At 67.9% G+C, this 21,491-nt stretch carries 18 protein-coding genes; 11 read left to right on the plus strand and 7 right to left on the minus strand.

From position 1 onward, the window contains the following. The first annotated feature begins 138 nt into the window (after positions 1-138). From sodB to VV867_RS23215, 8 genes are all read left to right on the plus strand, one after another. Entirely contained in the window at positions 139-720 is a 582-nt protein-coding gene (gene sodB / locus VV867_RS23180; protein WP_043314054.1) for a superoxide dismutase [Fe], read from the plus strand. A 193-nt stretch (positions 721-913) separates the two neighbouring features. Beyond that, positions 914-2,986, plus strand: a complete 2,073-nt coding sequence (locus VV867_RS23185) for a putative bifunctional diguanylate cyclase/phosphodiesterase (protein ID WP_109936752.1) — start codon at positions 914-916, stop codon at positions 2,984-2,986. Positions 2,987-3,120: 134 nt separating this feature from the next. Next, positions 3,121-4,455: an imelysin family protein gene (locus VV867_RS23190; RefSeq protein ID WP_275628675.1), complete on the plus strand. Its 1,335-nt coding sequence runs from the start codon at positions 3,121-3,123 to the stop codon at positions 4,453-4,455. Positions 4,456-4,632: 177 nt separating this feature from the next. Beyond that, a complete protein-coding gene (locus tag VV867_RS23195) occupies positions 4,633-6,060 on the plus strand; it encodes a di-heme oxidoreductase family protein (RefSeq protein WP_328567659.1) in 1,428 nt (475 codons plus the stop codon). Between the two features lie 10 nt (positions 6,061-6,070). Beyond that, a complete protein-coding gene (locus VV867_RS23200; protein ID WP_328567660.1) occupies positions 6,071-7,132 on the plus strand; it encodes an imelysin family protein in 1,062 nt (353 codons plus the stop codon). A gap of 88 nt (positions 7,133-7,220) precedes the next feature. After that, positions 7,221-8,318, plus strand: coding sequence for a DUF1513 domain-containing protein (locus VV867_RS23205; protein WP_328567661.1), 1,098 nt, complete (start codon positions 7,221-7,223; stop codon positions 8,316-8,318). Between the two features lie 261 nt (positions 8,319-8,579). Next, complete coding sequence (locus VV867_RS23210; protein ID WP_275628671.1) at positions 8,580-9,692, plus strand: efflux RND transporter periplasmic adaptor subunit; 1,113 nt, start codon at positions 8,580-8,582, stop codon at positions 9,690-9,692. Positions 9,693-9,779: 87 nt separating this feature from the next. Next, positions 9,780-12,833, plus strand: coding sequence for a multidrug efflux RND transporter permease subunit (locus VV867_RS23215; RefSeq protein WP_275628670.1), 3,054 nt, complete (start codon positions 9,780-9,782; stop codon positions 12,831-12,833). A 336-nt stretch (positions 12,834-13,169) separates the two neighbouring features. On the opposite strand, the gene VV867_RS23220 is transcribed toward VV867_RS23215, so the two are convergent. From VV867_RS23220 to VV867_RS23235, 4 genes are all read right to left on the minus strand, one after another. Continuing rightward, the gene (locus tag VV867_RS23220; protein WP_328567662.1) at positions 13,170-14,540 is read right to left on the minus strand and encodes a spinster family MFS transporter; all 1,371 of its coding nucleotides are present in this window, start codon (positions 14,538-14,540) and stop codon (positions 13,170-13,172) included. Between the two features lie 463 nt (positions 14,541-15,003). Next, positions 15,004-15,621, minus strand: coding sequence for an SOS response-associated peptidase (locus tag VV867_RS23225; RefSeq protein ID WP_328567663.1), 618 nt, complete (start codon positions 15,619-15,621; stop codon positions 15,004-15,006). 18 nt (positions 15,622-15,639) lie between these two features. Beyond that, complete coding sequence (locus VV867_RS23230; RefSeq protein ID WP_275628667.1) at positions 15,640-15,906, minus strand: putative signal transducing protein; 267 nt, start codon at positions 15,904-15,906, stop codon at positions 15,640-15,642. Beyond that, positions 15,906-16,088: a CPXCG motif-containing cysteine-rich protein gene (locus VV867_RS23235; protein ID WP_089389715.1), complete on the minus strand. Its 183-nt coding sequence runs from the start codon at positions 16,086-16,088 to the stop codon at positions 15,906-15,908. The genes VV867_RS23230 and VV867_RS23235 overlap by 1 nt, the downstream gene beginning before the upstream one ends. Before the next feature lie 136 nt (positions 16,089-16,224). On the opposite strand from VV867_RS23235, the gene VV867_RS23240 reads away from it, so the two are divergent. Continuing rightward, positions 16,225-17,382: a 1-acyl-sn-glycerol-3-phosphate acyltransferase gene (locus tag VV867_RS23240; RefSeq protein ID WP_275628666.1), complete on the plus strand. Its 1,158-nt coding sequence runs from the start codon at positions 16,225-16,227 to the stop codon at positions 17,380-17,382. Positions 17,383-17,442: 60 nt separating this feature from the next. Here the strand turns inward: VV867_RS23240 and VV867_RS23245 are convergent, their stop codons facing one another. After that, positions 17,443-17,730, minus strand: a complete 288-nt coding sequence (locus tag VV867_RS23245; RefSeq protein WP_109936742.1) for a hypothetical protein — start codon at positions 17,728-17,730, stop codon at positions 17,443-17,445. 271 nt (positions 17,731-18,001) lie between these two features. On the opposite strand from VV867_RS23245, the gene VV867_RS23250 reads away from it, so the two are divergent. Beyond that, complete coding sequence (locus VV867_RS23250; protein WP_009615850.1) at positions 18,002-18,211, plus strand: hypothetical protein; 210 nt, start codon at positions 18,002-18,004, stop codon at positions 18,209-18,211. 60 nt (positions 18,212-18,271) lie between these two features. On the opposite strand, the gene VV867_RS23255 is transcribed toward VV867_RS23250, so the two are convergent. After that, a complete protein-coding gene (locus VV867_RS23255; protein WP_089389718.1) occupies positions 18,272-18,859 on the minus strand; it encodes a YajG family lipoprotein in 588 nt (195 codons plus the stop codon). Between the two features lie 513 nt (positions 18,860-19,372). On the opposite strand from VV867_RS23255, the gene mqo reads away from it, so the two are divergent. Next, complete coding sequence (gene mqo, locus VV867_RS23260; protein WP_328567664.1) at positions 19,373-20,857, plus strand: malate dehydrogenase (quinone); 1,485 nt, start codon at positions 19,373-19,375, stop codon at positions 20,855-20,857. 60 nt (positions 20,858-20,917) lie between these two features. Here the strand turns inward: mqo and VV867_RS23265 are convergent, their stop codons facing one another. After that, on the minus strand, positions 20,918-21,319 hold the full coding sequence (locus tag VV867_RS23265) for a VOC family protein (RefSeq protein ID WP_089389720.1): 402 nt from the start codon (positions 21,317-21,319) through the stop codon (positions 20,918-20,920). Positions 21,320-21,491: the final 172 nt, after the last annotated feature.

Consider the following 21,491-nt stretch of genomic DNA (forward strand, 5'->3'; position numbering starts at 1 on the left):
TGGACGCACCCGACGCGCGCCCCACTCTGCGGAACAGGGGCGCTACGTACGATGCCGCGACAATCACCGAACCGGCCCCGTGTACCGGTCGCGCGTTCGCCGCGCTAGCCCTGACCTGAGGAAGATAGGAGAGACACCATGGCTTTCGAATTGCCGCCGCTGCCTTACGCCAAGAACGCCCTCGAGCCGCACATTTCCGCGGAAACCCTGGAATACCACCACGACAAGCACCACAACACCTACGTCGTGAACCTGAACAACCTGATCCCCGGCACCGAGTTCGAAGGCAAGAGCCTGGAAGACATCGTCAAGACCTCTTCGGGCGGCATCTTCAACAACGCGGCCCAGGTGTGGAACCACACCTTCTACTGGGAATGCCTGGCTCCCAACGGCGGTGGCCAGCCCACCGGCGCCCTGGCCGACGCCATCAACGCCGCCTTCGGTTCCTTCGACAAGTTCAAGGAAGAGTTCACCAAGACCGCCATCGGCACCTTCGGCTCCGGCTGGGCCTGGCTGGTGAAGAAGGCCGACGGCTCCCTGGCCCTGGCCAGCACCATCGGCGCCGGCAACCCGCTGACCAGCGGCGACACCCCGCTGCTGACCTGCGACGTGTGGGAACACGCCTACTACATCGACTACCGCAACCTGCGTCCGAAGTACGTCGAGGCGTTCTGGAACCTGGTGAACTGGGACTACGTGGCGAAGAACTTCGCTGCCTGATACCCTCGGCTCACCCGCGGAAACCCGGCCTGGAGCCGGGTTTCTGCTTTCTGCGCGCCAGAAGGGCAAGGCTCGGCTAACCTGAGGTGCGGATTTGGTCGGAAAAAGGGTGATGGCCCTTTGACGTCAAAGCTCCGTTTGCCAATACTCAGACCAGTCTTTCGCCGGATGGCGATGAACAAGGAAAGCACCCTTGAAACTGGACCCCCGGCACAGGCTCTCCCTCAAGCTGCTGCGCGTCGTACTGCTCGCGGCGCTGGTGGTGGGGGTCGTCCTGAGTTGCGCGCAGATCGTCTTCGACGCCCACAAGGCGCGGCAGGCGGTGCACAACGACGCCCAGCGGATCCTCGCCATGGTCCGCGACCCATCGACCCAGGCGGTCTACAGCCTGGACCGCGACATGGCCATGCAGGTGCTCGAAGGCCTGTTCCAGCATGAAGCGGTGCGCTACGCCGCCATCGGCCACCCCGACGAGCCCATGCTGGCGGAAAAATCCCGCCCGCTGCTGGACTCGCCCACCCGCTGGCTCACCGACCCCATCCTCGGCCCCGAGCAGCACTATTCCATCCGCCTGGTCGGCCGCGGCGAGCCCGGCGAATACTACGGCGACCTGAAGATCACCCTGGACACCGCGCCCTACGGCCAGGACTTCGTGGTCACCTCGGTGATCATCTTCCTCTCCGGCATCCTCCGCGCCCTGGCCATGGGCCTGGTGCTGTTCCTGGTCTACCACTGGCTGCTGACCAAGCCGCTGTGGCGTATCATCGACCACCTCACCAGCATCAATCCCGACCGCCCCGGCGAGCACAAGCTGCCGATGCTGGCCGGCCACGAGCACAACGAACTGGGGCTGTGGATCAACACCGCCAACCAGTTGCTCGAATCCATCGAGCGCAACGGCCACCTGCGCCGCGAGGCGGAGAACAGCCTGCTGCGCATCTCCCAGTACGACTTCCTCACCGGCCTGCCCAACCGCAAGCTGCTGCAGCAGCGCCTGGACCAGATCCTCTCCGACGCCGGCCGCGAGCAGCGCCGCGTGGCGGTGCTGTGCCTGGGCCTGGACGACTTCAAGGGCATCAACGAGCAGCACGGCTACCAGTTCGGCGACCAGCTGCTGATCGCCCTGGCCGACCGCCTGCGCGGCCACAGCGCCCAGCTCGGCGCCCTGGCGCGCCTGGGCGGCGACCAGTTCGCTCTGGTCCAGGCCGACGTCGAGCAACCCTACGAGGCGGCGGAGCTGGCCCAGCAGATCCTCGACGACCTCGAACTGCCCTTCCAGCTCGACGAGCAGCCGGTGCAACTGCGCGCCACCATCGGCATCACCCTCTACCCCGAGGATGGCGAGAGCACCGAGAAGCTGCTGCAGAAGGCCGAGCAGACCATGACCCTGGCCAAGACCCGCTCGCGCAACCGCTACCAGTTCTACATCGCCAGCGTCGACAGCGAGATGCGCCGCCGCCGCGAGCTGGAAAAGGACCTGCGCGAGGCGCTGTCGCGCAACGAGCTGCACATCGTCTACCAGCCGCAGGTGGACTACCGCGACCACCGCGTGGTCGGCGTCGAGGCCCTGCTGCGCTGGCAACACCCGACCCAGGGCTGGGTCGCGCCGGACCTGTTCATCCCCCTGGCCGAACAGAACGGCAGCATCTTCTCCATCGGCGAATGGGTGCTCGACCAGTCCTGCAAGCAGTTGCGCGAGTGGCACGACCAGGGCTTCGACGACCTGCGCCTGGCGGTCAACCTGTCCACCGTGCAGCTGCGCCACAGCGCGCTGCCGCGGGTGGTCAGCAACCTGCTGCAGATCCACCGCCTGCCGCCACGCTCGCTGGAGCTGGAAGTCACCGAGACCGGCCTGATGGAAGACATCTCCACCGCCGCCCAGCACCTGCTCAGCCTGCGCCGCGCCGGCGCCCAGATCGCCATCGACGACTTCGGCACCGGCTACTCCTCGCTCAGCTACCTGAAGAGCCTGCCGCTGGACAAGATCAAGATCGACAAGAGCTTCGTCCAGGACCTGCTGCAAGACGACGACGACGCCACCATCGTCCGGGCCATCATCCAACTGGGCAAGAGCCTGGGCATGCAGGTCATCGCCGAGGGCGTGGAGACCATCGAACAGGAGGCGTACATCATCGCCCAGGGCTGCCACGAGGGGCAGGGCTACCTGTACAGCAAGCCGCTGCCGGCGCGCGAGCTGACCCTCTACCTGAAGCAGGCGCGGCGCCTGGCCGAGGCCGCCGGCAGCTCCAGCATCGAGCGACGCTGAGGCCGCGGTGGGGCGGCAATAGCCATTTGCTGGCTATTCGCTGCGCCGGCCTTTTCAAAAATGCAAATCTTTCGCATTATGTTGCCGCTTTCTTTGCGCATCTCTTCGCGCCACCCCATGCTAAGGAACCCGTCATGACTCGTATGCCCTGGGCCACTGCCAGCCTGCTGGCCATCGCCATCTCCCTCGCCGGCTGCGGCGACGACAAGAAAGAAGCTTCCGCCCCGGCCACCCCGGCCGCCAGCACCCAGAGCGCCGCCCCGGCGGCCGCCAAGGTCGACGAGGCCGCGGTCAAGGCCGTGGTGAAGAACTACGCGGACATGGCGGAGGCCGTCTTCAGCGACTCCCTGACCACCGCCCAGGCGCTGCAGAAGGCCGTCGACGCCTTCCTCGCCAAGCCCAGCGAAGAAACCCTCAAGGCCGCCCGCGAAGCCTGGCTGGCCGCGCGCGTGCCCTACTCGCAGAGCGAAGCCTTCCGCTTCGGCAACAAGGTGGTCGACGACTGGGAAGGCGCGGTCAACGCCTGGCCGCTGGACGAAGGCCTGATCGACTACGTCGCCAAGGACTACCAGCACGCCGAGGGCAACCCGGCCGCCAGCGCCAACATCGTCGCCAACACCGAGATCCAGGTCGGCGAAGACAAGATCGACGTCAAGGAAATCACCGGCGAGAAGCTGGCCAGCCTGAACGAAGTGGCCGGCTCCGAGGCCAACGTCGCCACCGGCTACCACGCCATCGAGTTCCTCCTCTGGGGCCAGGACCTCAACGGCACCAAGCCCGGCGCCGGCAACCGCCCCTACACCGACTACGTCCAGGGCAAGGACTGCACCAACGGCCACTGCGACCGCCGCGCGGCCTACCTGAAGGCGGTCACCGACCTGCTGGTCACCCAGCTGGAAGAAATGGTCGGCAACTGGAAGGCCGGCGTCGCCGACAACTATCGCGCCAAGCTGGAAGCCGACGGCGCCGACGCCAACCTACGCAAGATCTTCTTCGGCATGGGCAGCCTGTCCCTGGGCGAACTGGCCGGCGAGCGCATGAAGGTGGCCCTGGAAGCCAACTCCACCGAAGACGAGCACGACTGCTTCAGCGACAACACCCACCACACCCTGTACTTCAACGCCGAAGGCATCCGCAACATCTACCTGGGCGAGTACAAGCGCGTGGACGGCAGCGTGGTCAAGGGCCCGAGCGTGGCCGACCTGGTGGCCAAGGCCGACGCCCAGGCCAACACCGACCTGAAGGCCGACCTCGACGCCACCCAGGCCAAGATGCAGGCCATCGTCGACCGCGCCGAGAAGGATGGCGTGCACTTCGACCAGATGATCGCCCCGGCCGACGAGGCCGACCACAAGATCATCAGCGACACCATCGCCTCCCTGGTCAAGCAGACCGGCGCCATCGAGAAGGCCGCCGCCGCCCTGGGCATCCAGGACCTGAAGCCGGACAACGCCGATCACCAGTTCTGATCGACGCCCGCGCTGCGGCAACCCGCCGCAGCGCATGCCGGTTGAGCCAAGGCCCCGCTAGCCGGGGCCTTGGCATTTCATCCGGGCCGACGCGGCAATAGCGAATACAAATTTTTCATATTTGCATTTGCCCAACTGCTAAAATGGCCCGCCCGTTTTTCAGCCTGGATCGCCTCGATGTACCGCCGTCCAACCGCCGCCCTCGCCGCCCTCGCCGCCCTGCTCGCCACCCTCGCCCTCGCCGGCTGCGGTCGCGAAGAGCCCAAGGCGGTGGCCGAACCGGGCGAGGCGCTGTCCGGCGGCGGCGCCACCGTCTACCAGGCCGACCGCAACGCCTACTCCATGCCCTCGGGCAACCTCACGCCCAGCCGCCGCCTGGACTTCAGCGTGGGCAACAGCTTCTTCCGCAACCCCTGGGTGATCGCGCCCACCACCACCACCGCGCGCGACGGCCTGGGGCCGCTGTACAACACCAACGCCTGCCAGAACTGCCACATCAAGGACGGCCGCGGCCACCCGCCGGGGCCAAAGGACATCAACGCGGTGTCCATGCTGGTGCGCCTGTCGATCCCCGCCGGCCCCGGCGACGCCCGCGCCCTCGAGCGCCTGGGCGTGGTGCCCGAGCCGGTCTACGGCGGCCAGCTGCAGGACTCGGCGATCCCCGGCGTGGTGCCCGAGGCACGGGTGCGCGTGGACTACGAACCGGTGAAGGTGAGCTTCAGGGACGGCACCGAGGTCGAGCTGCGCAAGCCGATCCTGCGCCTGACCGAGCTGGGCTACGGCCCCATGCACCCGGACACGCAGTTCTCCGCCCGCGTCGCCCCGCCGATGATCGGCCTGGGCCTGCTGGAGGCCATCCCCGAGGCCGCCATCCTGGCCAATGCCGACCCCGAGGACCGCAACGGCGACGGCATCCGCGGCCGCGCCAACCGCGTCTGGGACGACGCCCGCCAGCAGACCGTGCTCGGCCGCTTCGGCTGGAAGGCCGGGCAGCCCGACGTGGCGCAGCAGAACGCCCACGCCTTCTCCGGCGACATGGGCCTGACCAGCCCCCTGCTGGCCGCCGACGACTGCACCGAAGCCCAGGTCGCCTGCCGCCAGGCCGTCGACGGCGGCAAGCCCGAGGTCAGCCAGCGCATCTTCGACCAGGTCGCCTTCTACGCGCGCAACCTCGCGGTGCCGGCGCGGCGCAAGGTCGACGACCCGCAGGTGCTGGCCGGCAAGGCGCTGTTCCACCAGGCCGGCTGCGCCGGCTGCCACACCCCGAAGTTCACCACCGGGGCCGATGCCGCCGAGCCGGAACTGGCCAACCAGGTGATCCGCCCCTACAGCGACCTTCTACTACATGACATGGGCGAGGGACTCGCGGACAATCGCCCGGAATTTCTCGCCAGCGGACGCGACTGGCGCACCCCGCCGCTGTGGGGCATCGGCCTGACCGAGGTGGTCAACGGCCATACCCAGTTCCTCCACGACGGGCGCGCGCGCAACCTGCTGGAAGCCGTGCTCTGGCACGGCGGCGAGGCCGAGGCGGCCAGGCAGCGGGTACTGGCCTTCGACGCCGCGCAGCGCAGCGCCCTGCTGGACTTCCTGAATTCACTCTAAGGAGCCGAACATGTTCCGCCCCCGACTACTGCTCACCAGCCTCGCCATCGCCCTGGGCGCCTGCTCGCCGCAGGACCCGCAGGCGACCACCAGCGCCGCGCTGGCCCAGCAGGTGATCCTGCCGGCCTACGGCCGCTGGGTCGACGCCGACCGCGCGCTGGCCGCCAGCTCCCTGGCCTTCTGCCAGGGCAAGGAAGACCTGGCCCGCGCCCGCGCCGACTTCGTCGCCGCGCAGAAGGCCTGGGCCGAGCTGCAGCCGCTGCTGATCGGCCCGCTGGCCGAGGGCAACCGCGCCTGGCAGATCCAGTTCTACCCGGACAAGAAGAACCTGGTGGCGCGCCAGGTCGAGCAGTTGCTCAGCGGTGGCGCCGAGATCACCCCCGCCACCCTGGCCAAGTCCAGCGTGGTGGTGCAGGGCCTGACCGCCTACGAGTACATCCTCTTCGACGCCAGGATCGACCTCGCCGACGCCGCCACCCGCGAGCGCTACTGCCCGCTGCTGGAAGCCATCGGCGAGCACCAGCAGGCCCTGGCCCAGGACATCCTGGCGCGCTGGAAGGCCGACAACGGCATGCTGGCGCAGATGAGCAAGTTCCCCAACGAGCGCTACGCCGACGCCCACGAGGCCATCGCCGAAATGCTCCGTGTGCAGGTCACCGCCCTGGACATGCTGAAGAAGAAGCTCGGCACCCCGCTGGGCCGCCAGAGCAAGGGCATCCCGCAGCCGTTCCAGGCCGAGAACTGGCGCAGCGACGCCTCCCTGGCCAGCCTGGAGTCCAGCCTGAACGGCGCCGAGGCGCTGTGGAAGGGCTCCGACGGCAAGGGCCTGCGCGCCCTGCTGCCGGGCGAGCAGAAGGACCTGGCCGGCAAGATCGACGCCGCCTACGCCGACGTCCACGGCAAGTTCGCCGCGCTCAGGCAGCCCCTGGGCGAACTGCTCAAGGACGACGCCGGCATCAAGCAGCTCAACGAGCTGTACGACAGCCTGAACGTGGTCCACCGCCTGCACGAGGGCGAGCTGGCCAAGGCATTGGGCGTGCAGCTGGGCTTCAACGCCAACGACGGCGACTGACCGGCCGAGCGTCGGCCAGGCGTCGTTGGAGAGACGCCTGGCGCTGGCTCGCCAGGTCAAGGTGAACGATGTGAAAGAGGTGAACGCCATGCTGCGACGTCACGTGATCGGCCTGGGCAGCCTGCTGCTCGGCGCCCTCTCCTTCGGCGGCTGGACGCTGTCGCGCAAGGGCCGGGAGCCCCTGCTGCTGTCCGCCCGCGACGACGCGGACGGCAAGCACTACGCGGTGGGCTACCGCCTGGACGGCCAGTGCGCGTTCGCCACCGAGGTGGGCCTGCGCTGCCACGCCATCGTCCAGCACCCGAGCCTGCCGCTGGCGCTGTTCGTGGCCCGCCGCCCGGGGCGCCAGAGCTACCTGGTGAGCCTGGAGGACGGCCGCCTGCTGCAGACCCTCGATTCACGGCCGGACCGCCACTTCTACGGCCACGGCGTGTGGCACGGGGACGGCGAGTGGCTCTACGCCACCGAGAACGACACCACCGACCCGGGCCGCGGCCTGCTCGGCATCTACCGCTTCGACGGCGAGCGCCTGGCGCACACCGGCGAGGTGCCGACCCATGGCCTGGGCCCCCACGAAGTGGCCTGGCTGCCCGACGGCGAGACCCTGGTGGTGGCCAACGGCGGCATCCGCACCGAGGCCGAGAGCCGGGTCGAGATGAACCTCGACGCCATGGAGCCGAGCCTGGTGCTGATGCACCGCGACGGCGCGCTGATCTCCAAGGAAACCCTGGCCCAGCAGATGAACAGCGTGCGCCACCTGGCCATCGCCGCCGACGGCACCATCGTCGCCTGCCAGCAGTTCATGGGCGACGCCCACGAGGCCGCCGACCTGCTCGCCATCAAGCGCCCGGGGCAGGCCTTCCAGAGCTTCCCGCTGGGCGAGGAGCAACGCCAGGCCATGGTCCAGTACACCGCCAGCGTGGCGGTGCACGACGAGCTGCGCCTGGTGGCCCTGACCGCCCCGCGCGGCAACCGCTTCTTCATCTGGGACCTGGACAGCGGCGCCCTGCGCCTGGACGCGCCGCTGCCCGACTGCGCCGGCGTCGGCGCGGTGAAGGACGGCTTCGTGGTCACCTCCGGCCAGGGCCGCTGCCGCCTCTACGACTGCCGTGGCGAGAAGATCGCCGCCCAGCCGCTGCAACTGCCCCCGGCGTTCTGGGACAACCACCTGCACCTGGCCTCCTGAGCCGCGCCCGGCGAGCCCTCGGCGCAGAGGGCGCGCTCGCCTTGCGGGGGCGCGCTAAATCCCCCGGCGGGGGAAACGTCCTGCAATCAAGGTACTTTGACGCGGAAGCGAACTCCGTCTAATGTGCGCACTTCTGCCCCGCAACGGGGCATTCCCGACAGGCTCCGGGAAGCGAAGCAGTCCCGCGAACGCAGGGCCGGCCATGCAGGAACGGGCCCCTCGCGGCGCAGAGCCGCCAGGCACTCACCAAGGAACAGGAACATGTTGCGCCGCATGCTGATCATGCTCGGCGCGGTCGCCGTCATAGTCGCGGTGCTCGCCGGCTCCAAGTATCTCTCCATCCAGAAGCAGATCGCCCAGTTCACCGCGCCGCGCCCGCCGGTCAGCGTCACCGCGGTGAAGGCCGAGGCGCTCACCTGGCAGAGCCGCCTGCCGGCCATCGGCACCCTGCGCGCCAACCAGGGCGTGGTGCTCACCGCAGAAGCCTCGGGCACCGTGCGCCAAGTGCTGTTCGCCTCCGGCGAGAAGGTCCGCGTCGACCAGCCCATCGTGCAGTTGGAGAACGACGTCGAGGCCGCCACCCTGCGCACCGCCGAGGCCGACCTCAACCTGGCCCAGGTGGAATTCGAGCGCGGCCGCAGCCTGGTCGGCCGCCAGGCCATCTCCAAGAGCGAGTTCGACCGCCTGGCCGCGCAACTGCAGCGCTCCAGCGCCACGGTCGCGCAGCTCAAGGCGGCGCTGGCGAAGAAGCGCGTGCTCGCCCCCTTCGGCGGCACCATCGGCATCCGCCAGGTGGACGTCGGCGACTACGTCTCGCCGGGCACGCCCATCGCCACCCTGCAGGACCTCTCCACCCTGCTGGTGGACTTCTTCCTGCCGGAACAGGACTTCCCCCGCCTGCAGGTCGGGCAACGCGTGCTGGTCACGGTCGCGGCCTACCCGGGCCAGGTGTTCGAGGCGCGCATCCAGGCGCTGAACCCGCGGGTGGACAACGAGACGCGCAACCTGCAGGTGCGCGCGGCCATGGCCAACCCCGACGGCAAGCTGCTGCCGGGGATGTTCGCCAGCCTCGAGGTGCAGCTGCCGGAAACCGCGCAGCGCGTGGTGGTGCCAGAGACCGCCATCGCCTTCACCCTGTACGGCAACTCGGTGTACGTGGTGGTGCCCAAACAGGACAAGGACGGCAAGCCGCAGAACGACGCCAAGGGCCAGCCGCTGCTGGCCGTGGAGCGCCGCTTCGTCAAGGTCGGCGAGCGCCGCGAAGGCAAGGCGGTGATCCTCGACGGCCTGAAGGTCGGCGAGCCGGTGGTGACCAGCGGCCAGCTCAAGCTGGACAGCGGCACGCCGGTGGCCATCGTCGACGACGTGCGCTGACCGCAACCGATGCACAGGGCGGCCCGCGCGGCCGCCGAAACCCGCCCGGCCACGGCCGCGCGGGCGCAACGACAAAGGACTGGAACCATGGCCTTTACCGATCCCTTCATCCGCCGCCCGGTGCTGGCGACGGTGGTCAGCCTGCTGATCGTCCTGCTCGGCATGCAGGCCTTCAGCCGCCTGGTGATCCGCGAATACCCGCAGATGGAGAACGCGCTCATCACCGTCACCACCTTCTACGCCGGGGCCAACGCCGAGACCATCCAGGGCTACATCACCCAGCCGCTGCAGCAGAGCCTGGCCAGCGCCGAGGGCATCGACTACATGACCTCGGTGAGCCGGCAGAACTACTCGGTGATCTCCATCTACGCGCACATCGGCGCCAACACCGACCGCCTGGTGACCGAGCTGCTGTCGAAGATCGGCGAGGTGAAGACGCAGCTGCCGCCCGACGCCGAGGACCCGGTGCTGGATAAGGAGGCCGCCGACGCCTCGGCGCTGATGTACATCAGCTTCTACAGCGAACACATGGACAACCCGCAGATCACCGACTACCTGTCGCGGGTGATCCAGCCCAAGCTCGCCACCCTGCCGGGCATCGCCGAGGCGGAAATCCTCGGCAACCAAGTGTTCGCCATGCGCCTGTGGCTGGACCCGGTGAAGATGGCCGCCTACGGCATCACCGCCAGCGACATCGACGACGCCGTGCGCAAGTACAACTTCCTCTCCGCCGCCGGCGAGGTGAAGGGCGAGCTGGTGGTCACCAGCGTCAACGCCGCCACCGACCTGAAGTCGCCGGAGGCCTTCGCCGCCATCCCGCTGAAGACCCTCGGCGATCGCCGCGTGCTGATGAGCGACGTGGCGCGGGTGGAACTGGGCGCGGCCAGCTACGACTCGGTCAGCTCGTTCAACGGCATTCCCTCGGTGTACATCGGCATCAAGGGCACGCCCAGCTCCAACCCGCTGGACGTGATCAAGGAAGTCCGCGCCAAGATGCCCGAGCTGGAGGAACAGCTGCCGCCGGACCTGAAGGTGTCCATCGCCTACGACGCCACGCGCTTCATCCAGGCTTCCATCGACGAGGTGGTGAAGACCCTCGGCGAGGCCATCCTCATCGTCATAGTGGTGGTCTTCCTGTTCCTCGGCGCCTTCCGCTCGGTGCTGATCCCGGTGGTGACCATCCCGCTGTCGATGATCGGCGTGCTGTTCTTCATGCAGCTGATGGGCTACTCCATCAACCTGCTGACGCTGCTGGCCATGGTACTCGCCATCGGCCTGGTGGTGGACGACGCCATCGTGGTGGTGGAGAACATCCACCGCCACATCGAGGACGGCAAGTCGCCCTTCCAGGGCGCCATCGAAGGGGCGCGGGAAATCGCCGTGCCGGTGGTCACCATGACCATCACCCTGGCCGCGGTGTACGCCCCCATCGGCTTCCTCAGCGGCCTGACCGGCGCGCTGTTCAAGGAGTTCGCCTTCACCCTGGCCGGCGCGGTGATCATCTCCGGCATAGTGGCGCTGACGCTGTCGCCGATGATGTGCTCGCGCCTGCTGCGCCACGAGGAGAACCCCAGCGGCCTGGCGCACCGCCTGGACCTGATGTTCGAGGCCCTGAAGCGGCGCTACCAGCACAGCCTCCACGCCACCCTGGACAACCGCCCGGTGGTGCTGACCTTCGGCGTGCTGGTGCTGGCGATCATCCCGCTGCTGCTGGTGTTCACCCACAAGGAACTGGCGCCGGAGGAAGACCAGGGCATCGTCTTCCTCATGGCCAATGCGCCGCAGACCGCCAACCTGGACTACCTGAACAAGTACACCAGCCAGTTCGAGGGCATCTTCCGCACCTTCCCCGAGTACTACTCGGCGTTCCAGATCAACGGCTACAACGGCGTGCAGACCGGCATCGGCGGCATGCTGCTCAAGCCCTGGGACGAGCGCCAGCGCAGCCAGATGGAACTGCTCCACGCGGTGCAGGCGGAACTGGACAAGATCCCCGGCCTGCAGATCTTCGGCTTCAACCTGCCGTCGCTGCCGGGCACCGGCGAAGGCCTGCCGTTCCAGTTCGTGATCAACACCGCCAGCGACTACGAGTCGCTGCTGCAGGTGGCCGAGCGGGTGAAGAAGCGCGCCGAGGCATCCGGCAAGTTCGCCTTCCTCGACCTCGACCTGGCCTTCGACAAGCCGGAGCTGGTGGTCGATATCGACCGCGCCAAGGCGGCGCAGATGGGCGTGTCCATGCAGGACCTGGGCGTCACCCTGGCCAGCCTGCTGGGCGAGGGCGAGATCAACCGCTTCACCATCGACGGGCGCAGCTACAAGGTGATCGCCCAGGTCGAGCGGCACTTCCGTGAGAACCCCGACTGGCTGGGCAGCTACTACGTGAAGAACGGCCGCGGCGAGCTGCTGCCGCTGTCCACCGTGGTGACCCTGCACGAGCGCGCGCGGCCGCGCCAGCTCAACCAGTTCCAGCAGCTGAACTCGGCGATCATCTCCGGCGTGCCGCTGGTGAGCATGGGCGACGCCATCGACAGCGTGAAGCAGATAGCCGAGCAAGAGTCGCCGCGCGGCTTCGCCTTCGACTACGCCGGCGCCTCGCGGCAGTTCGTCCAGGAAGGCAACGCGCTGATGCTGACCTTCGCCCTGGCCCTGGCGGTGATCTTCCTGGTGCTGGCGGCGCAGTTCGAGAGCTTCCGCGACCCGCTGGTGATCATGGTCACGGTGCCGCTGTCGATCTGCGGCGCGCTGGTGCCGCTGTTCCTCGGCCTGTCGAGCCTGAACATCTACACCCAGGTGGGCCTGGTGACGCTGATCGGGCTGATCAGCAAGCACGGCATCCTCATCGTCGAGTTCGCCAACCAGCTGCGCCACGAGCGCGGCCTGGGCGTGCGCGAGGCCATCGAGGAAGCCGCGGCCATCCGCCTGCGGCCGGTGCTGATGACCACCGCGGCCATGGTCCTGGGGGTGATCCCGCTGCTGCTGGCCACCGGCGCCGGCGCGGTGAGCCGCTTCGACATCGGCGTGGTGATCGCCACCGGCATGAGCGTGGGCACCCTCTTCACCCTGTTCGTGCTGCCCTGCGTGTACACGCTGCTGGCGAAGAAGGACCTGGCGCCCGCGGCCGAACCGACGCCGGCGCACTGAACGGACGGAGTCCGCTCCTACGGACGATACCGTGTCTCGCCAAAGACTGTAGGAGCGGGCCCTGCCCGCGATTCGCGCGCAGGGCGCGCTCCTACATGGGGGCGGTGCAGGTGGGGGCATAGGAGCAACTGTCTTGCAGGCTGCGCCGCCTCTTTCCAACCCGTAGGGCGCATAACGCCTACGGCGTTATCCGCCGCGGCCGTCGGGCACCGGCGTTCCGGCCAACGGCGGATAACCGCGAACGGTTATTCGCCCTACGGTCGAGCACGGACGTAGGAGCGGACTCCGTCCACGATGGACCGACCCCGGCCAAGGCGCTGACCGGGAAATGGCGCCCTACGCCGGCTGCCGCTGCATCCCGCCCTTGTCCTGCCCGGCCTCGCGCTGCAGGCTCCAGTTCTGCAGGTGCTCGCGGCTCTGGCGGTAGGGCTTCAGGCCCAGGCCGAGCAGCAGCACGCCGCCCAGCAGCGCCAGGCTGGTGACGATCAGCAGCGAGTAGCGCAGGGCCATGTCGTCGTGGAACACGAAGTCGGTGACCAGCGCCACCGCCGTGGGGCCGACGCCCAGGCCGAACAGGGTGACCACGAACAGGTAGATGGCCGAGGCCTGGCCGCGCATGGAGTTGGGCATGATCTCCTGGATCGCCGCCGGCGCCACGCCGAAGGGCATGCTCAGGCAGAACACCGTGGGCGCCATCAGCATGGCCACCAGGTTGGCATCGTCCAGCAGCGGGAAGATCACCGACAGCGGCAGCGCCAGGCAGGCCGCCAGCAGGCCTACGCGCATGTTGGCGTCGGTCCTGCCGCGCTTGGCCCAGCGGTCGGCCAGGCGCCCGCCGAAGACGATGCCCAGGCAGCCGAACACCGCCACTATGCTGCCGTACACCACGCCGACGTGGCCGGCATCCCAGCCGTAGGTGCGGACGAAGAAGGTCGGCACCCAGGCGCCGCTGCCGTAGCTGGCGAAGGAGATGCAGGCGAAGCCGAAGTTGTGGCAGATCACCGTCTTGCGGTTGGCCCGCAGGTAGGCGCCGACCTCGCGCATCGGCACCTCGACGCCGGCGCCCACGCCGTGGCGCTGCGGCTCCTTCACCGCCAGCATCAGCAGGGTGAAGAGCACCCCGGCGGCGCCAAGGAGAAGGAAGATCAGCTGCCAGGGCCGCACTTCGCCCAGCAGCGGCAGGTGCACGTCGCCCTGGGCCGAGGCGAACTTGATCACCAGCCCGCCGAGCAGGAAGGCCAGCCCGGAGCCCAGGTAGATGCCCATGGAATACACGCTGATGGCAGTGGCCCGGCGCTGCGCCGGGAAGCTGTCGGCGATCAGCGAATAGGCCGCCGGCGACAGCGCCGCCTCGCCCACGCCCACACCGACGCGGAACAGCAGGAACTGCCAGTACTGCCGGGCCAGGCCGCAGGCCGCGGTCATGGCGCTCCAGATCAGCACGCCGACGGTGATCAGCCCGCGGCGGCTGCGGCTGTCGGCCATGCGCCCCAGCGGGATGCCGCAGAGGGTGTAGAAGAGCGCGAAGGACAGGCCCATGAGCAGGCTCATCTGGGTGTCGCTGATGACCAGGTCGCGACGGATCGGCCCGACCAGCAGGTTGAGGATCTGCCGGTCGATGAACGACAGGACATAGGCGACCATGAGGATCGCCACCGTGGACCAGGCCACGGCACTGGAGGGGTAGCCGTTATTGTTGTTGTGCATGCCGGACTCCTGTTCGCCGCCAACGCGGCCAGAGCGAAGGGGTGGCCTGCAGCTTAGGCAAGTGAGGGGGAAGCTGGCGCGCACTATCAGGCAGCTGAATGCGAGTGGCGGCCTCTGGATGATAAGGCGGATGGTGGGAAGGCTTTTCGTAGGAGCGAGCTTGCTCGCGAACCTTGTTCGCCGGTGACTTCGGTGTCTTGGTTTGGCTCCTAACCCTCTCCCTGAAGGGAGAGGGGACCGTTGGGCAGGGCTTGATGTTATGGCGTTAGCCGGCAGCTTCGGTGATTTCCGGCTGGAGCCAATTCTTCTCTCGGCACGGCCTGGCCCCCTCTCCCTTCAGGGCGGGGCGCGCAGCCGAGGGCTGGGGAGAGGGAGCGGAGTCAATCTGTCGCACCTCAACAGCCGGGAGGCACCCTTCGCGAGCAAGCTCGCTCCTACGAAAAGCCCCCTCAACGCCCCCGCATTAAGCCGGCGTCAAACACTCCGGCCCATCGCAAGCCGGATCGTTGACTATGCTCGCCAGCGCCTGCTCCCGCAGCCGCACCTGCGGCCGCGCCAGCAGGCTCAGCAGCTTGGGCAGGGGCGTCTCGTCACCTAGCCAGAGCGCCCTCTCCTCCTCGCTCTCCAGCAGCAGCGGGCGGCGCATCGGGCCGGCCGCCTGGGTCACCAGGGCCAGGCTCAGCCAGGTGTGGCCGTCCACCGGGTAGGCCTCCCAGACCGCCGCGAAGTAGCTCAGGCCGCTGGCGCCGGCCAGCCAGTAGGGGCGCTTGCGCACGCCGTGCCATTCGTAGAAGCCGTTGGCCGGCACCAGGCAGCGGCGGCGGGCGAAGGCCTCGCGGAACATCGGTTGCTCGTGCAGCGTCTCGGCGCGGGCGTGGGCCGGGGTGCGCGACAGGTCGGTGAGCCAGGCCGGGGTCAGGCCCCAGCGGGCCAGGTCGGCGCGGCGCGCGCCGGCCTCCTCGCGCAGCATCAGCAACTGCGCGCCGGGGGCGAGGTTCCAGTGCGGCGGGTGGTCCTTGGGAAAGCCCGGCAGCTCGGCGAGCTCGCGGGTCCAGCGGAACAGGGCAAAGCGGGCGGTCATCGGCGCTCCAGGGCGGCCTCAACAGAGCAGGACGCCGCTGGCCGGGCCGAACTCGTCGGCGGGGCCGGGCAACGGCTGCGCGGCATTGTACGCCTGGATCAGCTCCCGCGCCTGTTGCGCGGCCCCGTCGTCGACCCACAGGTGCAGCAGGCCGTGCAGCGGCAACTCGCCGATGCCGCCGAGCAGGTGGCGGCCGCCGAGGTGGCAGGCGATGCCCTCGCTGGCCAGCATGCCGGCCAGCAACTCGGCCTCGGCCAGGTCGGCCGGTTCGTAGACTCGCTGCATCAGTCGTCCTCCCGGTGAACCTCCAGCGACCACTGGGCGCCGTCGGTGTACAGCTGGAACAGGATGGGCCGGCAACACACCGGACAATCTTCATAGTAGCTCTGGTCGCCGCCGGAGAGGTCTAGCACGGCCTCGGCCGGTTCCCCGCAGTAGGGGCAGCGGTAAGCCTGGGTCTCGAGCATCTGAAGGTCCCCTGTGACTTCCGTTATACTCCCGCGGTCTTTTTATCCGGCCAGGCCCGCGGGCATGGCCGGTTTTCCGGGGGAGAGGCCCGCGCCAGACGCGTGCCGTGCCAGTTACACCCATGAACAAGAGAGCATGATGGGCGAGTTCGAAGCCATCCGACCGTACAACGACGCCGAAGTCCCGGCCGTTCTCCAGCGCCTGCTGAGCGACGACGCCTTCCTGGGTATTCTGGCGCGTTATCGTTATCCGCGCCTGTCGCGCCCCTTCGGCTGGCTGCTGCGCCCGCTGATCGCCCACCGCCTGGCCCGCGAGGTCACCGGCATCCGCAGCGTGGTGGAGCTGCAGGACAAGTGCGAGCCCTACGTCGACCGCACCATCGAGCACGCCACCGACGGCGTCACCTACTCCGGGCTGGACAACCTCAAGAGCGGCCGCGCCTACCTGTTCATCGCCAACCACCGCGACATCGTGATGGACCCGGCGTTCTGCAACTACGCCATCTACCACGCCAAGCTGCCGACGCCGCGCATCGCCATCGGCGACAACCTGCTGCAGCGGCCCTTCGTCAGCGACCTGATGCGCCTGAACAAGAGCTTCATCGTGCACCGCTCGATCAGCGGCCGGCGCGAGAAGCTGGCGGCCTACAACACCCTCTCGGCCTACATCAACCACTCGATCCGCCACGATGGCGAGTCGGTGTGGATCGCCCAGGCCGAGGGCCGCGCCAAGGACGGTGACGACCGCACCGACTCGGCGATCCTCAAGATGTTCCACATGAGCCGCAAGGACGAGCCCTTCGCCCAGGTGGTCCGCGAGCTGCACCTGATCCCGGTGTCGATCAGCTACGAGTACGACCCCTGCGACGCCGCCAAGGCCCGCGAGCTGTACACCCGCGCCAGCACCGGCGAATACCGCAAGGCGCCGGGCGAGGACGACGCCAGCATCGCCCTGGGCATCACCGGCTACAAGGGGCGCGTGCAGATCAACTTCGGCGCCGAGATGGACGGCGACTACGCCGACGCCAAGCAGTTGGCCGCCGCCCTGGACCGGCAGATCCTCGGCAACTACCGGCTGTTCCCGGTGCACTACCTGGCCTACGAGATGTCCGAGCTGCGCGACCCGACCCTGGCCGTGCCCGGCGCCGAGAGCCTGTTCGGCGCCGAGGAGTTGCGTCGGGCCCGCGAGCAGTGGCAGCAGCGCCTGCAGGCCTGCCCGCCGGAACACCGCCCCTACCTGGTCCTGCAGTACGCCACCCCGGTGCTGAACCAGTACCGGCTCAAGCAGGCCTGAGCCACCGCATGAACGAAAAGGGCGCCCTCGGGCGCCCTTTTGCATCGCTACGGTGCGTTTTCAGCCCGGCAGGTGGGTGCTGTACTGGCTCAGGCCCACGGCCAGGGCCAGGCAGGCGAAGCCGAAGAGGTAGAAGAAGCGGTTGATCTTGGCCGTCGAGGGCTCGGCCTCGGCCAGCGGCGCGGACGCGCCATCGCCACCGGCGACCAGGCGTTGCAGGGCCTGGCGCTCGCGCCGGCGGGTGGCCAGCAGCAGCCAGGCGCCGGCCAGGGCGAAGAACAGCGCCAGGTCGTTGAGGACCCGGGCGGGATGGGCCTGGAACAGATTCCAGAGCGCCTGCAGCGACATCACGACCTCCACACTTCAGGACTGCACGCCAGGAAGCAAGAAAGCGCCAAGGCCGAGTTCTGTACGAAGCGACGAACCGCGGCGGGTACGTCACGCAACTGAAAGAAAGACGGTCGATTGTATCCGTCAGGAGGACGGCACAGCCAGTTCGGTCGTCTTATTCACGACGAACGTCAGCCTTATCGAGAAGGGTTCTAAGCCTTTTCCACCACCTGGCACATGACTGGCTAGTCACCTTTCGCCATCCGGTATCCCGCCTAGGAGATTCGCCATGCTCGAAATCGTACCCCACGAAAGCGCCTACCTGATCGAACACCTGGATGAGATCGAAGCCGTGGTCACCGACCTCTCCTTCAACGTCCAGGACGACCACTGGCTGGTGTACTGCCAGGCCTGCGGCCACGAACACCTGGACCTGCCGGAAGCCGACGAGCGCCAGCCGGCCTACGAGACCGACCCGTTCCGCCAGGCCGCCGCCTGAATTCCCGCACCCACGAAAAAGCCCGGCCAGTGCCGGGCTTTTTCGTTCACGCCGAAGCGATCAGCGCTGGTTCAGCGTCTGCCCGATGGTCGGGTCCTTGAACACGCGGTCCAGGGTGTCGCTGAGCACGTCGCTGACCAGCTTGGTGTTGGTCTGCTGGTTCGGCGCCATGCCGAAGCGCTGGTTCAGCGAGGAACCGTAGCGGCCGCTGTAGCGGCGCCCGCCGGCCTGCACGTCGACGCGGAAGGTCGCGCCTATGGTGGCCTCGGTGACGTAGACGCCGTCCTTGGGCGACTGGTACTTCAGCTCGGCCAGGGTGAGGGTCAGGGTCGGGGCGTTGTAGGCGTTCGGCGAGGGGGTGAAGCCGAGCAGGCGCACCGCCGCCTCGGTCTGGGCCTGCAGCTTGGGAATCACGTCCTGGCTGCGCACGGTGACCGCGCTGGTCTCCGAGTAGAGGCCGCCACGGGTGCCCAGCTCGGTGCTCTGGCGGCCGTCGACCACCTTCACCACCACTGGCTGGCCCTGGCCGACGGCGACCGGCTGGCCCTTGAACACCGGGTCCGGGTTCAGTTGTTGCGGGCTGAGGGCACAGCCGGACAAGGCCAGGGTGCCGGCGGCGATCAGACTGAGCAACAGACGCTGCAACATGTTCGTGTCTCCATGGGTTGGGCTCGGAACGGCGGGCAGTATACCGGCCGTCGGAGCGCCCTGATAGCGCTCTGCAACTTGGACGCTGGCACTTTGTTACAGGTTCCTTGGCGGCGACGCGCGCGCCGGCACAATGCACCAAATCGGTGCAAAAACAGGAAATCCGGTGACCGGAACTCGGAAAAAAGTCTAAGCCCGAGGGCTTTTTTTGCATTTCGTCGTTATAATCGCGCCCCGATTATAAGGACGCCTCCTGATCGGGTCCCACAGCCCGGCAGCCTCGCGCCTGCCGGCCTGTCACACCCTCCTAGAGAGTCGCCAATTGCGCCGTGGCCACCGGCCTCGCGCTTTGTACCGATCGTTGCGACGACACTTTCAGGCAAGGATTGCCGCGAGTCCCCTCCGAACCGAGTCCGGACCCGCCCGCAGCGACGACCCCCTTTGAGCTTCACGTCTCCATAAGAGCGTGATTTGAAGGTTTTTCACTACTTCACGAGAGTGTGGCGAGCGAGAATGGCGAACGAACACGAAGCTTTGGATGTGCTGCTGGTTGGCGCCGGCATCATGAGCGCAACCCTGGCGACCCTGTTGAAGGAAGTCGAACCCGACACCCGACTGGAGATCGTCGAACTGCAGGAGTCCGGAGCCATCGAGAGCTCCAACCCCTGGAACAACGCCGGTACCGGCCACGCCGGCCTCTGCGAGCTGAACTACACGCCGCAGGCCGCCGACGGCTCCATCGACATCAAGAAAGCGGTGCAGATCAACGCCCAGTTCGAGGTGTCCAAGCAGTTCTGGGCGCACCTGGTGGACAAGGAAGGCTTCGGCAATCCGCGCAACTTCATCAACCCGGTGCCGCACCTGAGCTTCGTCCGTGGCAAGGACGTGTCCTTCCTGAAGAAGCGCTTCGAAACCCTCAGCCAGCACCATGCCTTCGAGTCCATGGTCTACACCGAGGACCGCGAGCAGCTGGCCCAGTGGGCGCCGCTGACCATGCCCGGCCGCCCGGCCGACGAGCAGGTCGCCGCCACCCGCGTGGAGCATGGCACCGACGTCAACTTCGGCGCCCTGACCAACCAGTTGCTGGCCCGCCTGGGCAAGCAGGAAGGCGCGAGGATCAGCTACTTCCAGAAGGTCGTGGGCCTGGAGCGCGACGGCCAGGACTGGATCGTCGACATCAAGAACACCCAGAACGGCCAGTCGCGCAAGATCCGCACGAAGTTCGTCTTCCTCGGCGCCGGCGGCGGCGCGCTGCCGCTGCTGCAGATGTCCGGCATCCCGGAAAGCAAGGGCTTCGGCGGCTTCCCGGTAAGCGGCCAGTGGCTGCGCTGCGACAACCCCGAAGTGGTCAGGCAGCACCAGGCCAAGGTCTACAGCCAGGCCGAGGTCGGCGCCCCGCCGATGTCCGTGCCGCACCTGGACACCCGCGTGGTCGACGGCAAGAAGTCCCTGCTGTTCGGGCCCTACGCCGGCTTCTCCACCAAGTTCCTGCGCCACGGCTCCTTCCTCGACCTGCCGCTGTCGGTCCGCGGCAGCAACCTGATGCCGATGCTGGCGGTCGCCCGCGACAACATGGACCTGACCCGCTACCTGGTGCGCGAAGTCATGCAGTCCATGGACCAGCGCCTGGAAAGCCTGCGCAAGTTCTACCCGCTGGCCAACCCGGCGGACTGGCGCCTGGAAACCGCCGGCCAGCGCGTGCAGATCATCAAGAAGGACACCAAGAAAGGCGGCATCCTGCAGTTCGGCACCGAGCTGGTGGCTTCCGAGGACGGCACCATCGCCGCCCTGCTGGGCGCCTCCCCGGGCGCCTCGGTGACCGTGTCGATCATGCTCGGCCTGCTCGAGCGCTGCTTCCCCGCTCAGTACAAGTCTGAAGCCTGGGGCGCCAAGCTCCGGGAGATCTTCCCGGCCCGCGAGAAGCAGCTGGAGAGCGACGCCTCGGCCTACCGCGAGATCAACGCCTACACCTGGCAGAAGCTGCAGCTGGATCAGTGATCCGGCCCTGACGCAGAAGGCCCGCCATTCGGCGGGCCTTTTCGTTTCCGGGGCGCGGCGTCAGCGGCAGCTGATCATCCAGCCGACGCCGAAGCGGTCGTGGAGCATGCCGAAGCGCTGCGCCCAGAAGGTCTTCTCCAGCGGCATGTCCACTCGCCCCTCCTCGGCCAGCGCGGCGAAGGCCTTCTCCGCCGCCACCACGCTGTGCAGTGCCAGGTGCAGGCTGAAGCCGCCGGGTGGTGCCTCGTGCTCGCCGCGGCCGTCGGACATCAGCACCTCGCTCTGGCCGACCTGCAGGCTGGCATGCATGACCTTCTCGCACCAGCCGTCGGGCACCTGCAGCGGCCCCGGCGCCTCCTCGTAGCGCATCAGCGCGTTGAGCTGCGCGCCCAGCGCCTGCTGGTAGAAGGCGATGGCCTCGTCGCACTGGCCGTGGAAGAACAGATAGGGCTGTACATGCATGTCGGCGTCCTCACCTTGTCGTTGTTCTACCTGCAAGTCTAGGCGGGGGGCGGAGGGTCTGCGCCGATGCGCTCTTCGTAGGATGGGCTGAGCTTGTGTTCTGCCGGGAGACATGGGTAACAGGTGTCGGGAGACATAGGTAACGCATTTAGGATCACGGAATTGCCGTATC

This window comes from Pseudomonas sp. JH-2, assembly GCF_036231725.1.
GTDB classification, from domain to species: domain Bacteria; phylum Pseudomonadota; class Gammaproteobacteria; order Pseudomonadales; family Pseudomonadaceae; genus Pseudomonas; species Pseudomonas delhiensis.

What these genes read in the sequence shown, in the direction of transcription:
- VV867_RS23245 (WP_109936742.1), bottom strand. Translation starts at nt 17,730, where the DNA reads ATGTCGCTGCAGGCGCTCTGGAATCTGTTCCAGGCCCATCCCGCCCGG.
- VV867_RS23210 (WP_275628671.1), top strand. Translation starts at nt 8,580, where the DNA reads ATGTTGCGCCGCATGCTGATCATGCTCGGCGCGGTCGCCGTCATAGTC.
- VV867_RS23195 (WP_328567659.1), top strand. Translation starts at nt 4,633, where the DNA reads ATGTACCGCCGTCCAACCGCCGCCCTCGCCGCCCTCGCCGCCCTGCTC.
- mqo (WP_328567664.1), top strand. Translation starts at nt 19,373, where the DNA reads ATGGCGAACGAACACGAAGCTTTGGATGTGCTGCTGGTTGGCGCCGGC.
- VV867_RS23215 (WP_275628670.1), top strand. Translation starts at nt 9,780, where the DNA reads ATGGCCTTTACCGATCCCTTCATCCGCCGCCCGGTGCTGGCGACGGTG.
- VV867_RS23230 (WP_275628667.1), bottom strand. Translation starts at nt 15,906, where the DNA reads ATGCAGCGAGTCTACGAACCGGCCGACCTGGCCGAGGCCGAGTTGCTG.
- VV867_RS23250 (WP_009615850.1), top strand. Translation starts at nt 18,002, where the DNA reads ATGCTCGAAATCGTACCCCACGAAAGCGCCTACCTGATCGAACACCTG.
- VV867_RS23235 (WP_089389715.1), bottom strand. Translation starts at nt 16,088, where the DNA reads ATGCTCGAGACCCAGGCTTACCGCTGCCCCTACTGCGGGGAACCGGCC.
- VV867_RS23220 (WP_328567662.1), bottom strand. Translation starts at nt 14,540, where the DNA reads ATGCACAACAACAATAACGGCTACCCCTCCAGTGCCGTGGCCTGGTCC.
- VV867_RS23200 (WP_328567660.1), top strand. Translation starts at nt 6,071, where the DNA reads ATGTTCCGCCCCCGACTACTGCTCACCAGCCTCGCCATCGCCCTGGGC.
- VV867_RS23225 (WP_328567663.1), bottom strand. Translation starts at nt 15,621, where the DNA reads ATGACCGCCCGCTTTGCCCTGTTCCGCTGGACCCGCGAGCTCGCCGAG.
- VV867_RS23205 (WP_328567661.1), top strand. Translation starts at nt 7,221, where the DNA reads ATGCTGCGACGTCACGTGATCGGCCTGGGCAGCCTGCTGCTCGGCGCC.
- sodB (WP_043314054.1), top strand. Translation starts at nt 139, where the DNA reads ATGGCTTTCGAATTGCCGCCGCTGCCTTACGCCAAGAACGCCCTCGAG.
- VV867_RS23255 (WP_089389718.1), bottom strand. Translation starts at nt 18,859, where the DNA reads ATGTTGCAGCGTCTGTTGCTCAGTCTGATCGCCGCCGGCACCCTGGCC.
- VV867_RS23240 (WP_275628666.1), top strand. Translation starts at nt 16,225, where the DNA reads ATGATGGGCGAGTTCGAAGCCATCCGACCGTACAACGACGCCGAAGTC.
- VV867_RS23265 (WP_089389720.1), bottom strand. Translation starts at nt 21,319, where the DNA reads ATGCATGTACAGCCCTATCTGTTCTTCCACGGCCAGTGCGACGAGGCC.
- VV867_RS23190 (WP_275628675.1), top strand. Translation starts at nt 3,121, where the DNA reads ATGACTCGTATGCCCTGGGCCACTGCCAGCCTGCTGGCCATCGCCATC.